Below are 14,480 nucleotides of genomic sequence, written 5' to 3'. Positions count from 1 at the left end.
AACCATTACCAAAATTTTGTCATCATCCGGTTGACCATTGACTTCCTGATATCCGGCCCCTCGTCACATTCCAGAATCTCAGGCAGCAGATGCATGACCCCCTGGCAGCCGCTGCGTGTGAGGTTCCCTGCGCAGGAGGCGCAGTAAGTAAAAATATGTTCATGTCCCTGGGCGGCCATCCGGCCGGCCATATCTCCGGCCAGGTCCGGCTCCCTGACCCCGGCACAGCCTCCCAGGCCGCAGCACTGCACATCCCGCACTGTTTCCGGCGCATTCTTCAGAAATGGAGACAGCCATTCCACCCACTGTCTTCTCTCCCTGTCAGGACACGGAAGGAACAGGACCCCATTTTCTTCCACCTGCCGTCCGATTCCCAGCCGGGATAATTTCTCATAAATGCTGATGACCCGTACCTCCAGCTTATCCTTGAGGAAATCATAACAGTTGGGGCAAAGCATCACGGCCTCCAAAGCCCCTGCCCTGCGGAGATTTTCATTTATCCTCCGGACAATCTTATCCTCGTCCCTTTGAAGGCCAAGCTCTGCCACCGGTTTGCCGCAGCAGTCAAACAGGACTCCCATGCCCTCCTTTTCCTCCAGCAGGCTGATTAATTTCCTGGTGGTCTTTGGATAGAAGGAGGGAAAATTACAGCCTGGAAACAGGATGCTTCTGCCTGCAAGACGGCGTTTGTTCCGGTAAATATAATTCCGTTTTTCCGCAAGGAGCATGGAATATCCCTTTTCCGGACATTTCCCCTGGTTTTCCTCCACCCGTTCCCTCCGCATTTCCAGGATAACAGACCTGCCGTCAATTCCAACCGGACAAACCTGGGTACAGGTCCCGCACAGAAAGCAGTGATAGGCCAGTTTCTTAAGTTCTGACGTATCTCCGATATCAAGGCCGTACTTACTTAAGAAGGAGCAGTTTTTCCGGCAGATGCGGCAGTGTATGCATTTATCGCTGTCCTTCATCCTGAACATTCCGTCCATTCTCACCTATCCTTTCCTCAGTCTCCTGCAGTACATACCTTTTCTTAAAAAACATGCCCAGTCCAATGACAACAGCCGCCAGCACTGCTGTAATGGTAAAATAGAGAACCCGGTTCTATCCTCTGTTCCTTACACTGGGTTTCATCCAATTCCATGCCCGCTGTGCCTGCACACCATCATTCCAATCCATGTCTTCACAATCTGAATCAGGGACACGGCCCCCAGTATGGCACTGATAAAGTAGTAAGACCGAACCTCCTGCGCAGAATTCATCCATGTGAATCCACCATAAGCAGATGTCAGAGCTGTCATACCTGCATTCATAAGCCACGCTGTTTTTGGCAGGTTCCTTCTCTGTCTCAGGAAATAGAGAAGCAGCGCAGCGGCCAGGACCGCCATCAGAAGTGCAGCCCCATTTGCCAGCAGTTCCATGGGATATCTGGCTTCCCAGCCCCGGTTTTTATACACCACGTACCGTGCCATCCCCATTTTTCTGCGGGTAAAATACTGTACGGCCCATGCCCCGGCCAGGCACAGGATTTCCAGGATTGTAACAGAGATATATGCAGCCTTCTTCATAACCGTTTTTCCTTTTACATTGAATAAGCGTTGGACTTAATCAAGACGCAACGCTTATCTACATCATTCTTTATTTCTTTGCCTTGTCCGTGGACAGCTGTCCCACCGTGGTAAACCGGCAGCCGCTTTCTGACGGGTCCCCCACCTGTACCGGGAGGGAATCATCCATCTGCCACTGGTACCAGCCGCCGTCATACATGGTCATATTGGTCATTCCATTTTCATAGCAAATCAGGAAGGGGATGGCAGCTCTCCAGCCCGTGCCGCAGTAAAAGGACAGCTCATTGTCAAGGGAAGCCCCGGATTCCTCCAGATATCCCTTTAATACATCCAGGCCTGCGGCAGTCCCGTCCTCATTATTATAAGAGCCGTCATCCGTATCATGTCCCCAGACAGCGCCCTCAGGTTCGCCTGCCCTGTCAATGTACCCATATCCGCTGGTCCTGCCCAGGAATTCGTCCCTGCTGCGTATGCTGACCAGCTTAAAGTTATCGTCCCCTGCCAGCTTTTCCTTTACCTGGTCAATGGACAGGATGTATTCCGGATGGGCCGGAATTTCCGCGCCGAACTCCCTGTTGGAGGACTGAGGGGTGTTGATGGTTTTCTCAGTTCCGTAACCGCTCTCAAGCCAGGCCTCGTAGCCGCCGTCCAGACATTTTACATTCTCAACTCCGGCCCATAAAAGGGTGAACGCCACCCGGTCATCCGCTGAATTCGTCCCCTTGTCGCTGTAGCAGATAACGGTTGTATCTTTCGTGATTCCGTATTCGGCCATCAGGTCCTTTATTTCTTCCGGAGTCCGGATATTCCAGTACTCATCTGATTCAATATCATCTGTATTCATATGATATGCGCCCTTGATGTGGCCCTCCTTATAAGCGCCGGCATCCTGCAGGGTTCCCCAGGCACATTCCAGAATCATGTAATCCTCTGACTCCTCCTGGTTCCCGTCCAAAACACTCTGTACCCAGTCAGGCGACACATAGACCTTTTTCTTTTCAACCGGGTCCGCCTTTACAGCAGATGGCCCTTCTGTCACTTCACCTGATTCCGCCTTTGCTGCGGCTGTGCCCTTTGACGCATCCCCTGCTGAATCCGCACTTGCATCCGATGTCATGAGGGCTGCCGCGCCGCTGTCTGACCCGGCGGCTGTCTTTGAAGCATCTGTATTGGAAGAACACCCTGCTGCCAGTAATGCGGCAGCGCATAAAACAATTCCTAAATATCTGCTCTTCATAATTTTTTCCACTCCCGGTTTTATATTATCCCAGTATAAATAATGTAATGTTACCTTGATTATTATAAAAACACCTGCCTGTTTTGTCCAATCGGTGAAATATATGTGCCTTGCGTTATGTATAGTTTTTTTCTATAACGAAATCCCCTGGTCCGTGCTCTGGCCAGGGGATTTCGTTATCAAACTATGTATGACAGAATTATCATCATCTGAACGTCTGCCCGGAATCCGGCCCGGACCGGTCATCCCTCTGCATCCGCCTGAAAATACGCGCCAGCATGATGACCGATGCAATGGAAAGCACCAGCTCCGCCGCCATCTGGGCATAAGAAAGACCGTACAGAGGGAATAAACGGTTCAGCAGGTACAGGGCAGGGATTTCCAGCACAATTTTACGCAGTATGGCAAAGCTCAGCGCTGCTTTTCCCATGCCCACTGCCTGGAATACTCCCACTGCCAGGAAGTCCATACACAGAAAGGGAAGCCCCAGGCAGAACCCGCGCAGGAACCTTGTGCCATATGCGACAATGGCTTCATTGTCCATAAACGCCCTTGTCAGCATACCTGCTCCTGCATAATATCCAAGAGAAACCACCACCAGGAAAGGCAGCAGGGTCCTGATGGTGAAATATATGGTTTCCTTCATCCTCCTGTGATTTCCGCTGGCATAGTTGTAGCTGATGAGGGGCATGATTCCCTGGGAAAAGCCCATGGCCACCTGCAGGGGAACCATATTGATTTTCTGGGTAATACCCATGGCTGCAACTGCCTGGGCGCCGTAGGCAGATGTAAAATTGTTCAGTATGGTCATGCCTGTCACATTCAGAAGATTCTGGATTGCCGCCGGTACGCCCACGCCGCACACTCCCAGCACAATGTACCTCTGAAAGGAAAACTTCATCGGATGAATGCATACAAACGTGGTTTTCCTTCTGACCCGCAGCAGCACAAAAAAGTAAACACAGGCAGCACAGTTGGACAGGAACGTGGCAAGGCCGGCTCCTGCCGCCCCCATGTCAAGGCCCCATGGCAGGATAAAGATGGGGTCCAGAATAATATTAAGCAGACAGCCGCTCATGGTTCCGATGCTGGCGTGAAGGGATGAACCCTCGGAGCGCACCAAATACGCCATGACCACATTGAGGATGGCAGGGGCTGCTCCGAAGAGCACGGTCCATTTCAGGTATCCGGCCGTTGCATCCATTGTATTGGCATCCGCCCCCAGGAGAATCAGCAGGGGGTGCAGGCCAATCGTGCACAGAACAGAAAAAAGAACGCCGAAAAACAGCGCGCAATAAAATCCGAACGCGCTGCTGCGCCGGACCGCCTCATAGTCACGGCGTCCCAGTGCCCGGCTCATCATGCTGGAGCTTCCCACACCGAACAGATTATTCACAGCATTAAAGGCCAGAAGCACAGGCGCTGCCAGTGTCACCGCCGCATTCTGCACCGGATTGTTCATCATTCCTACAAAATATGTATCTGCCAGGTTGTAAATCACCATAACCAGCGAGCTCAGGATTGTGGGCACTGCCAGCTGCATAACAGCCCTTGGCACCGGCGTCTTTTCAAATAATATGGTTTTTCCGTCATCCATCATATGTACATTGCCTCCTTATCCTGCACAGGTAAACACTGTGCAGGCTTCTTTTGATTCTACCACGGCATGTATTACAATACAAGACATTCACCCTGCCCGGTTCCGCCATCTATCTCTTATCCGCCTTTAAATCAGTCTGGGCAGGATTGTCAATCAGACTGCCGTCTTCGGAAAACCGTGAGCCATGGCATGGACAGTCCCAGCTGTGTTCCTCCCTGTTCCAGGACAGCCTGCAGCCCATATGCGGACATCTGGGAGTCCCGAAGGCAGCAAGGCCGCGGACAGCGTGGTACCCTTCCTTAAAAAAGGAACCCGCAGATGCCCTGAAAGTCCGTCTCTGGGGAGAAAAAACCTGTTCCCACGGGCTCTCTATACCCATGACCAGATTCCTCAAAATCAGTGCCGAGACCATGGAGCCGGTCATTCCCCATTTCTGGAAACCGGATGCGATATACCAGTAGGGCCGCAGACGGGAATATCTTCCGATATAGGGAACAGCATCCAGCGTCATACAGTCCTGTGCCGCCCACTCTGAAACAATCCTCAAATCCGGCCACAGGGTTTTGGCCTGACCTCTCAGGTATTCAAAGGAAGAGCCGTCACACCCTTCTCCTGTGCGGTGTCCCCCGCCTCCCATCAGAATATAGGGGCCTGCCTTTCGAAAGGACAGCCCATCCTCATCAATGCCATAATACATACAGTCCAGATTAACCTCTTTCCCGCCAACAGCCTCCAGCGCCAGCACATAGCTGCGTTCCTGATGCATCCGGGCAAAATAAAATCCGGGCACATTCTGAAATGGATAATGGCAGGCAAAAATAATCTTCTCTGCCTCCATGATTCCCCGGTCCGTAACCAGACGATGCCCCTCCACCTTTTGCACCGCAGTGTGTTCATAGACAGGGATTCCCTCCCTGACAGCCTCAAGAAATTCCAGCGGATGAAACTGCGCCTGATTTTCAAATAAAAGCGCCTCTGCCACCGGAAAAGGAAGGCTGGTGTCAGATGTCAGGACAGCCGGAAGTCCAAGGCTTACAGCTGCCCTGTACTCCTTTTCCAGAAGTATCTTTCCTCTTTCTTCCTTTGTATAGAGACAGGCCGGAAGCCGGACAAAGCTGCATTCAATGTTCCTGGCCCGAATCATCCTCTCATACTCCTCAATAGCGCTTTGGCTGGCCCTCGCATACAGCAAAGCCCTGTCATGCCCCATTGTCCTGATTAATTTGTCATAAATAAGGCCGTGCTGGGATGTGATTTTTGCCGTGGTATTCTTTGTCTGACCATGGCCTGCCACCCTGGCCTCCAGAACCGCCACTTCTGCGCCCTGGTCCGCAAGCATGCGGGCGCAGAGCATTCCCGCCATTCCCGCGCCTATCACAGCCACCTCTGCCCTGGATGGAAGGTCTGTCCTGCTTTTGCGGTCCCTGTCCGCAGGACCCGGCTGCGCCGGATGCTCCGTATTCTCATGTATGTTTTTTAACCAGATAGATTCCATTTCATCACCTCCCATCAATGTGTACTGCTGGTTATTATTCCCCGGATAAGAAAAAATATCAAAGGTATTATGCTTGAAACATCTGTTCACAATAAAATAAGCGCAGGACCCGGCTCTCTCATCCCGGCTCTCACCGGTCCGCGCAAAAAGGCGGGCCCGGCCATTTGCGCCGGTACCCGCCCTCTTTCTTTATCTGTTGCAGGGATGCCAATTCCGTCTCCCGTCTTCAAATCCCACTCTGTATCCTTCGTTAAAGCCGGCGCGGAAAGCCCACCGTCTTTCACCTGCACACGGGTCCCATGCAGGCCACCAGTTATTATCCCAGTTGTTGTCCCAGTTATTCTGGTTGGAGCCCCACCATCTACAGCATCTGCAACACCTACAGCATCTACAGCAGCATCTATTACAACACATATCAAATCCTCCTTTAATAAATATGATTATGGTATATAGTATGGGACAGCTGGACAATGTGTGACTCATTTCCATGTGTTGTCCCCCTAAACTTAAAGTGGAAACATTTACAAACCGATTCCAATGGACTATACTTACCTTGGAACATCATGGGGAATGTTTTATGAAACGGGGGGGAAGGGGTCGTGTACGAAATCAAGGAAAAGTATTCTGTGGGGGAAGCTGCCAGATTGAGTAATGTAAGCACAAAAACACTGCGCTATTACGATGAGATTCAGCTTATCATACCTGATATTGACGAAAACAATAATTACCGTTATTATACAAAAGACCAGATTCAGGATATCATTACCACAAAAAAGTTAAAGAATGCCGGACTAAAATTAAACGAAATCCGGGATTACCTCCAGAAAAACCAGAGGCAGGATAAGGTTAAATTACTCAACTTCAAGATTGAGGAGTGCTCCAGGGAGCTAACGCGCCTCAAAAAAAGCATATTGCGTCTCAGCGACTTCCGTGACTGTCTGTCAGACCAGTTCTATGATAATCTGTCCTCCTATGCCGGACAGGTCCAGCGCGAAATCTATTCTCCAGGACTCATTGCCTTTTCCAATCATTACAGCAGCGCTTATGTGAGCAATCTCTTTCTGGAATACGAAATTGAACTGGTAAACTATATGGAAACACACCACCTGGAAATAGGCGGGAAGCTGACTGCATTCTTTTATGACCATTTCAGCCACCAGTTTTTTGATATTCCCACCCACTTCCAGATTTTCTATCCAATAAAAGAAACCCAGGTCAGGGACAGTCAAATCAAGGTTATGCCTGAGTACCACTGTCTCACCACCATCCACCTTGGCAGCTATAAGGAGATTATGGAGGCCTACCACCGGACCCTGGCCTATGCAAAGGAAAACGGAATTGTATTGACCGGCCAGTCCTTTGAAAGCTATTGCATCGCTCCCAACCTGATTAGAAATGCAGATGAGTTTGTCACAAAAATCCACATGGTCATCTGTCAGAATCCGTAGCGCCTGTTTTTTTCTATTTTCTGTAACCTTCCCCTTAAGAGGAAGGTTTTTCTTTTATCAGTTGATTTTCTCCCAAAATTTATCTTGACAATCCCTTATAGAGCATACCTTATAATGACATTAGTTGATTTTTAGCCATATTGTCAGAATACTATACCCAAAGAAAGGAGAATACTTAAATCATTTCATTAAGTACATAGATAGAATGAAAAAAATAGGATTCATTATAAATCCTGTGGCTGGTATCGGAGGTAAAGTCGGTTTAAAGGGGTCAGACGGAGTCCGGACCCTGCATAAGGCCCTGGAGCTGGGAGCTGTCCCGGAGGCAGGCGCAAAGGCCCTGGGTACCATGAAGCTTTTAGAACCAATGGCGCAGCAATTCAAAATCTATACCTGTCCCGGTGAAATGGGCGGGGACATATGCAAAAAAGCCGGATTGAATTATCAAATCGTCCAAGGGACAATATCCTCCCGGCTGTCCCCTGATTCTTCCCGGGGCACTACCCCGGAAGACACCATAAAAGCAGCCGGAATGCTATGTAAGGAAGGAGTAGACCTGATTCTCTTTGCCGGCGGAGACGGCACTGCCCGCAATATTCTGGACGCAGTGGGAACCTCGGTCCCGGTACTGGGCATACCGGCCGGATGTAAAATACATTCCGCTGTCTACGCCCGCACACCCAAGGCAGCCGGGGAACTGATGGTCCGGTATATGGAAGGCCGGGTTATGGAGTACAGGGAAGCAGAGGTCATGGATATTGACGAGGATTTGTTCCGGCAGGGTATCTGTGACGCCAGACTGTACGGATACCTGAAGGTGCCCAATGAAAAGAAATTTGTTCAGAACCTGAAAAGCGGCAGGGGATACTCAGAGGACGCCTCTATCCAGTCCATGTGCATGTATGTCAGCCAGCAGATTGAGCAGGAACCGGAATATCTCTACATTGTGGGAACCGGTTCTACCACGGCCCGGCTGATGAAATATATGGAAAAGCCAAACACCCTTTTAGGAGTGGACCTTCTCTACCAGGGTCAGGTCATACAGTCAGACTGCACGGAACAGGACATCCTGGCTGCCCTTAAGCAATATCCCAAGGCCAAAATCATTGTCACTGTAATTGGAGGACAGGGATATATATTCGGAAGGGGCAACCAGCAGATTTCCGCCGAAGTCATACGCAGGGTGGGGACTAAAAACATCATGGTCATTGCCTCCAGGGACAAAATCTTTTCCCTGGGCGGAAACCCGCTTCTGATTGACACCGGGGATGAGGAAATAAACCAGCAGCTCACCGGCTATATCCCGGTTACCACCGGGTACAAGGATGTAATCATGGCAAAAGTAATTTATTAATTAACCTATAAAATCATAAATCAGGAGGTAAGAAATGGACCGAAAAAAAACAGTATACCCCTACATCCCCAACTCTGCACCGGATGTACAGGCTGAGATGATGGCTGAGGTGGGAATCAGCGATGTAATGGAGCTTTACGAAGAAATCCCGGAAGCCATCCGCTACCAGGGTTCCCTGAATCTGCCGGAGGCCATTCCGGATGAGCAGGGAATCAAGCGTCATGTGGAGCGCATCCTGTCCAAAAACAGGAACTGCAATGAGTTTTCAAACTTCATGGGAGCCGGCTGTGCGCAGCACTACGTACCGGCTGTATGCGACGAAATCGCATCCAGGGGAGAACTGCTGACCACATACGGAGCCGAGACATGGGCTGACCATGGAAAATACCAGATATTTTTCGAATACCAGAGCCTGATGGCAGAGCTGTTAGACATGTCCTTCCTGACAGTTCCGTGCCACTGCGGCGGCCAGGCATCCGCTACCGGCCTTCGCATGGCCTGCCGTATCACCGGAAGGAGCAAGGTCCTTCTTCCCCAGACCATGAACCGCCAGAACCTGGCCCTGGTGCAAAATTACCTGAAAATGATAGACCCCAGCCAGGAAATCAAGATTGAGCTTGTGGGCTACCACAGCGACACCGGAATGCTGGACCTGGAAGACCTAAAGTCCAAACTGGACCAGGATACGGCTGCTGTGTATATTGAAAACCCGACCTTCCTGGGAATCATTGAAACCCAGGGCGAGGAAATCGGCAAACTGGCAAAGGCCGCAGGCGCTGAATTCGTTGTGTATGTGGACCCCATCTCCCTGGGCGTGCTGGAAGCCCCTGCCAATTACGGCGCCACCATCTCCGTAGGCGACCTTCACGGGCTGGGCCTTCATCTGAACTTCGGCGGCGGCCAGGCAGGATTTATTGCCAGCCATGACGATATGCGCTATATCACGGAATTCAAAGAGCTGGTGGATGGCATGGTGGAAACCACGGTGCCGGGTGAACAGGGCTATTCCGTTGTACTCATTGAGCGTACCCACTATGCCATGAGAGAAAACGGAAAGGAATTTACAGGAACCCAGAACAATCTGTGGACAGCGCCTGTGGCTGTCTACCTGTCCCTCATGGGTCCCAGGGGCATGGAGGAAATCGGCAGCACCATTATGACCAATGCAAAATATGCAGCAAAAAAACTGGCTGGGATTCCCGGTGTGTCACTCCGGTTCCCATCTGTCTTTTTCAAAGAGTTTGTGGTGAACTTTGACAAAACCGGCAGGACAGTGGAAGAAATCAACAAGCTGCTGCTCTCCCATCAGATTTTTGGCGGCGTGGACCTGTCCCGGGATTATCCTGAGCTTGGTCAGAGCGCTCTGTACTGTGTGACCGAGACCGCAGACAAAGAATCCATAGACCAGCTGGCTGCTGCATTACAGGCTATTTTAAATTAAGGGAGGACACTAGAATATGAAACGAGATTACAGCAAACATTTACGCAGGTTCCATGAAGCAAAATGGGATGAAGAGCTGATTTTTGATTTGTCCGTTCCCGGCCAAAGGGGCGTCAATGTGACAAAGCCAAGTCCCCAGGTAATAGAGGAAGTAGGCGATGGGGCTGATGACATTCCTCCCTGTATGAGAAGAAAAACCCCGCCGTTCCTTCCCGAAGTACATCAGGCCAGGGTCAACCGGCACTATCTGCGCCTGACCCAGGAAATCCTGGGCAACGACATCACCCCTGACCTGGGTGAAGGCACATGTACCATTAAGTACAGCCCCAAGGTACAGGAGCATATTGCGAATACACATCCAAACATCATAGACGTACACCCGTTGCAGGATGCGTCCACCATCCAGGGTATTCTGGAGATATACAAAAAAACAGAAGAAATGATTTGTGAGATTTCCGGCATGGACGCTGCCTGCTGCCACATGGGGGGCGGCGCTGCTGCCTGCTTTGCAGGCGCCAGTGTGATTCGGGCCTACCATGAAGCAAAGGGCAACACCCAGAAGGATGAAATCATCACCACCATATTTTCCCACCCCTGTGATGCAGGCGCTCCTGCCACTGCGGGTTACAAGGTTATCACCCTGATGAGCGACCCTGAGACAGGCATGCCATCCCTGGAAGCATTCCAGAGCGCGCTGTCTGAGCGCACAGCCGCCATCTTTATCACAAATCCGGAGGATACAGGCATCTTCAATCCCCAGATTAAGGAAATTGTGGATGCTGCCCATGCAGTTGGCGCTCTCTGCTACTATGACCAGGCCAATGTGAACGGCATCATGACCGTTACCCGTGCAAAGGAAATCGGGGCCGACTTAATCCACTACAACCTGCACAAAACCTTCTCCTCCCCTCACGGCGGCATGGGACCCGGAGTAGGAGCTCTCTGTGTCAGGGAACCGCTGAAAGCATTCCTGCCCGTGCCCCGCGTGGAGTATGACGGCAAACAGTATTATATGGATTGCAATTGTCCTGAAAGCATTGGAAAAGTCCGTATGTTTATGGGAAATGCCAATGTAATCCTCCGTGTCTACATGTGGATTCGCCAATTAGGAGCCGACGGACTGCGTGAGGCAGCTGTCTGCGCCGTCCTCAACAATCAGTATATGATGAAGAAGGTGGGACAGATTAAGGGCGTCAAGATATTCTATGCAGAGGGAAAACGCAGAATTGAACAGTGCCGTTACAGCTGGCAGCCCTTAAAGGAAGATACTGGATTTGGAACCGTGGATGTGACAAAACGTCTGGTGGACTTCGGCATGCAGCATTACTGGCAGTCCCACCATCCATGGATTGTGCCTGAGCCATTTACATTGGAGCCCACAGAGTCGTTTTCCAAGGATGACCTGGATGAATTCGCAGCCATCCTGAAAGAGATTTCCAGGGAATGCTACGAAGAACCGGAGACTGTGAAGAGCGCTCCCCATAACGCCCCTATCCACAATACCCTGCTGGATGAAGTAATGGATTTTGATAAAATAGCAGTTACATACAGACAGCTTCGCAAACGCATGGAAGCCGGCACAATCAGTAAGGATATTCTCGGCCAGTAGCAGGAAAAGCAAACAAGAGGAGGAATCAAGAATGGATCACAAAGATAACTATGACCGATTATTGCCCATGCCGGTAAAACTGGGATTTGGTATTGCAAACTTAGGCGACACAGTCATCACTGAGTTTGTAGGAGCATTTTTTATCTTCTTTCTTACAAATGTGGCAGGCGTACGGCCTGCCCTGGCCGGCACCATTGTCTTTCTGGGAGTTATGTGGGACGCCATCAGCGACCCCATCATAGGAACCATGTCAGACCGGTGTACACTGGAAGCCGGGCGCAGACGTCCATTCCTGCTGATATCCACCGTGCCATTGGTCCTGCTGACTACCATGATGTTTACAAAGGTAAACTTTTCAGCCAATTTAAAGTTTGTATATTTTGTTGTTGTGTCTGTATTTTACTGGACAGCTTACACCCTGTTCAATATTCCCTACCTGTCTCTGGGTTCCGAGCTGACAACCAACAACGACGAAAAGACCCGCGCCTCCTCCATCCGCCAGGTATTCGGCACCTGCGGCCTGTTCTTCGCCAATGCCCTGCCCATGATACTGGTCAGCCTGTTTAAAGGCCAGGGAATCAGCGAGGAGCGCGCCTGGACCTTTGCAGCCCTCACACTGGGCGCCATAGCAGGAACAGCCATTTTTATCACATGGCGGGCCACCAGGGGATGGGAAATCAAATATCCGCCCCAGAGCAAGGATGAGCCTATTTTCAAAAGTCTGGGCAAGGTGCTTACATATAAGCCTTACATTTTAGTCATTGTGGCCTCCTTCCTCTTCTATTTTGCATTTAACACCTGCAATGCCAGCGTTATTTACAATACCATCGTGGTCGTGGGCGCCACTGAGGCCGACACCGCCGTTGTATATCTGGCAGGCACCATTGTGGGAGTCATCCTCTCCGTACTCATCGGAAAGCTGGCTGTTGTGTTTGATAAAAAGTGGGTTTTTATCACTTTCATGGCCATTGCAGGATTTGCCCTGGTAATATTCAAGTTCGTTGGTTTCCACAGCATTACGGACCAGGTAATCCAGTTCTGTATGGCGCACTTTGCCATCATAGGCTTCCTGGTACTGAGCTATAACCTGCTCTACGACGTATGCGAGGTCTATGAATTTAAAACAGGCGAGATGCTGACCGGCGTCATGATTTCCTACTTTTCATTCTTTATCAAGCTTGGAAAGGCAACCGCACTCCAGGCAGTTGGAATCCTTCTGGACCTGGGCGGCTACGACGCATCACTTTCCATACAGCCGGACAGCGCCAAGGCAGCTGTTACCAATATGGCTTCCATCATTCCCGGCGGCCTGATGCTGCTGTGCGCACTGGTAGTGTGCTTCTATCCCATCAGCCGAAACCGCTTCCGCGCCATGCAGAACGCCAGAAAGCTCAGGGATGAGGGGAAAGCTTATTCAACCAGCGAGTTTGACAGCATTTTGTAGTACCGGACTTTGCAGAAACAACAGATTATTTCAGAAAAAATACAGTCAAAGGGGGCGGAAACATTCCGCCCCTTCCGTGTCTCATTTTTGGATTAAATCCTGCTCCTCTTCCAGCAGTCCGGCTGTTTCCCCGGCTGCCCTCTTCACCGCCTCTGCCACAGCCCTGGCCACACGCTCGTCAAAGGCCGACGGAATGATATACTCTTCCCCCAGTTCCTCTTCCCTGACTAAATCCGCAATGCCATACGCTGCTGCCAGCTTCATATCATAAGTGATATCCCTGGCCCGGCAGTCCAGGGCGCCCCGGAACAGTCCCGGAAATACCAGCACATTGTTAATCTGGTTTGGACAATCGCTTCGCCCGGTAGCCATGATGCGCGCGCCGGCTTCCTTTGCTTCCTCATACATGATTTCAGGCACAGGGTTTGCCATGGCAAAAACAATGGCGTCCTCCTGCATGGACCTGACCATCTCCTTTGATACCACCCCGGCTGCCGAAACGCCGATGAAAACATCTGCACCGGCAATTACCTCTTTAAGCGTCCCTTTTACCTTGCTGCTGTTGGTCTGCAGGGAAAGCTTTTCTTTATGCGCATCCATCTTCTCACGTCCGGGATACAGAGCGCCGTTCTCATCACAGACAATTAAATGTTTCACCCCGGCATGAAGCAGCATTTTCGTGATGGCCGTGCCGGCGCTTCCCGGCCCGTTTACAATGACTTTAATCCTGTCCATGTATTTTCCTGTCAGCTTCAGGGCATTAATCAGGGCAGCCGTGGCCACAATGGCGGTGCCGTGCTGGTCATCGTGAAAAACAGGGATATTTAACTCCCGCTCCAGCCTCTGTTCAATTTCAAAACAGCGGGGTGCGCTTATATCCTCAAGGTTGATGCCTCCGAATGCAGGGGCAATCCGTTTGACTGTTTCTATGATTTCTTCCGTGTCCTTGGTATCCAGACAGATGGGAACCGCATCCACGCCACCAAATTTCTTAAACAGGATAGCTTTCCCCTCCATGACCGGCATAGCGGCCTCCGGACCGATATCTCCCAGTCCCAGCACCGCGGTTCCGTCCGTCACCACAGCCACCAGATTGCCTTTTGCCGTATAAGTGTATGCCTCCCTCTTGTCCTCCTTGATTTTCAAACAAGGGGCAGCTACACCCGGTGTATATGCAGTACTCAGCTCATCCCTTGTTGTCAAAGGAATCTTGCTTGTTATCTCCAGTTTTCCATGATTGGCCCGGTGCATTTCCAAAGCAGCCTTTGCATAATCCATATCTCC

At 50.8% G+C, this 14,480-nt stretch carries 11 protein-coding genes; 5 read left to right on the top strand and 6 right to left on the bottom strand.

Annotated features, from left to right (window positions below; translation table 11 throughout):
* Positions 1–5: 5 nt before the first annotated feature.
* The 5 genes from FGS84_RS00890 to FGS84_RS00865 form a co-directional block, all read right to left on the bottom strand.
* On the bottom strand, positions 6–989 hold the full coding sequence (locus FGS84_RS00890) for a (Fe-S)-binding protein (protein ID WP_138305864.1): 984 nt from the start codon (positions 987–989) through the stop codon (positions 6–8).
* A 141-nt stretch (positions 990–1,130) separates the two neighbouring features.
* Positions 1,131–1,568 (bottom strand): hypothetical protein, encoded by a 438-nt coding sequence (locus FGS84_RS00880; protein ID WP_138305863.1) that lies wholly within the window; start codon positions 1,566–1,568, stop codon positions 1,131–1,133.
* Between the two features lie 70 nt (positions 1,569–1,638).
* Entirely contained in the window at positions 1,639–2,805 is a 1,167-nt protein-coding gene (locus FGS84_RS00875) for a rhodanese-like domain-containing protein (protein WP_138305862.1), read from the bottom strand.
* 205 nt (positions 2,806–3,010) lie between these two features.
* The gene (locus tag FGS84_RS00870; protein WP_138305861.1) at positions 3,011–4,405 is read right to left on the bottom strand and encodes an MATE family efflux transporter; all 1,395 of its coding nucleotides are present in this window, start codon (positions 4,403–4,405) and stop codon (positions 3,011–3,013) included.
* 109 nt (positions 4,406–4,514) lie between these two features.
* Complete coding sequence (locus FGS84_RS00865; protein WP_138305860.1) at positions 4,515–5,900, bottom strand: FAD-dependent oxidoreductase; 1,386 nt, start codon at positions 5,898–5,900, stop codon at positions 4,515–4,517.
* 599 nt (positions 5,901–6,499) lie between these two features.
* On the opposite strand from FGS84_RS00865, the gene FGS84_RS00855 reads away from it, so the two are divergent.
* The 5 genes from FGS84_RS00855 (at position 6,500) to FGS84_RS00835 (ending at position 13,196) form a co-directional block, all read left to right on the top strand.
* A complete protein-coding gene (locus FGS84_RS00855; RefSeq protein ID WP_138305859.1) occupies positions 6,500–7,348 on the top strand; it encodes a MerR family transcriptional regulator in 849 nt (282 codons plus the stop codon).
* Positions 7,349–7,553: 205 nt separating this feature from the next.
* A complete protein-coding gene (locus FGS84_RS00850; protein WP_207739813.1) occupies positions 7,554–8,702 on the top strand; it encodes an ATP-NAD kinase family protein in 1,149 nt (382 codons plus the stop codon).
* Positions 8,703–8,736: 34 nt separating this feature from the next.
* Complete coding sequence (gene gcvPA / locus FGS84_RS00845) at positions 8,737–10,143, top strand: aminomethyl-transferring glycine dehydrogenase subunit GcvPA (protein WP_138305858.1); 1,407 nt, start codon at positions 8,737–8,739, stop codon at positions 10,141–10,143.
* A 16-nt stretch (positions 10,144–10,159) separates the two neighbouring features.
* Positions 10,160–11,752: an aminomethyl-transferring glycine dehydrogenase subunit GcvPB gene (gcvPB, locus tag FGS84_RS00840; protein WP_138305857.1), complete on the top strand. Its 1,593-nt coding sequence runs from the start codon at positions 10,160–10,162 to the stop codon at positions 11,750–11,752.
* A 31-nt stretch (positions 11,753–11,783) separates the two neighbouring features.
* Positions 11,784–13,196, top strand: a complete 1,413-nt coding sequence (locus FGS84_RS00835; RefSeq protein WP_138305856.1) for an MFS transporter — start codon at positions 11,784–11,786, stop codon at positions 13,194–13,196.
* A gap of 81 nt (positions 13,197–13,277) precedes the next feature.
* Here FGS84_RS00835 and FGS84_RS00830 read toward each other — a convergent pair whose 3' ends face one another.
* On the bottom strand, positions 13,278–14,474 hold the full coding sequence (locus FGS84_RS00830; RefSeq protein ID WP_138305855.1) for a malic enzyme-like NAD(P)-binding protein: 1,197 nt from the start codon (positions 14,472–14,474) through the stop codon (positions 13,278–13,280).
* Positions 14,475–14,480 lie beyond the last annotated feature (6 nt).

Source organism: Clostridium sp. 1001271st1 H5, from assembly GCF_005845215.1.
GTDB lineage: Bacteria > Bacillota > Clostridia > Lachnospirales > Lachnospiraceae > Enterocloster.
The sequence above is the reverse complement of the archived record's forward strand: the minus strand, read 5'-3'. Positions and strand labels throughout refer to the sequence as shown.

What these genes read in the sequence shown, in the direction of transcription:
- FGS84_RS00890 (WP_138305864.1), bottom strand. Translation starts at nt 989, where the DNA reads ATGGACGGAATGTTCAGGATGAAGGACAGCGATAAATGCATACACTGC.
- FGS84_RS00880 (WP_138305863.1), bottom strand. Translation starts at nt 1,568, where the DNA reads ATGAAGAAGGCTGCATATATCTCTGTTACAATCCTGGAAATCCTGTGC.
- FGS84_RS00875 (WP_138305862.1), bottom strand. Translation starts at nt 2,805, where the DNA reads ATGAAGAGCAGATATTTAGGAATTGTTTTATGCGCTGCCGCATTACTG.
- FGS84_RS00870 (WP_138305861.1), bottom strand. Translation starts at nt 4,405, where the DNA reads ATGATGGATGACGGAAAAACCATATTATTTGAAAAGACGCCGGTGCCA.
- FGS84_RS00865 (WP_138305860.1), bottom strand. Translation starts at nt 5,900, where the DNA reads ATGGAATCTATCTGGTTAAAAAACATACATGAGAATACGGAGCATCCG.
- FGS84_RS00850 (WP_207739813.1), top strand. Translation starts at nt 7,554, where the DNA reads ATGAAAAAAATAGGATTCATTATAAATCCTGTGGCTGGTATCGGAGGT.
- gcvPA (WP_138305858.1), top strand. Translation starts at nt 8,737, where the DNA reads ATGGACCGAAAAAAAACAGTATACCCCTACATCCCCAACTCTGCACCG.
- gcvPB (WP_138305857.1), top strand. Translation starts at nt 10,160, where the DNA reads ATGAAACGAGATTACAGCAAACATTTACGCAGGTTCCATGAAGCAAAA.
- FGS84_RS00835 (WP_138305856.1), top strand. Translation starts at nt 11,784, where the DNA reads ATGGATCACAAAGATAACTATGACCGATTATTGCCCATGCCGGTAAAA.
- FGS84_RS00830 (WP_138305855.1), bottom strand. Translation starts at nt 14,474, where the DNA reads ATGGATTATGCAAAGGCTGCTTTGGAAATGCACCGGGCCAATCATGGA.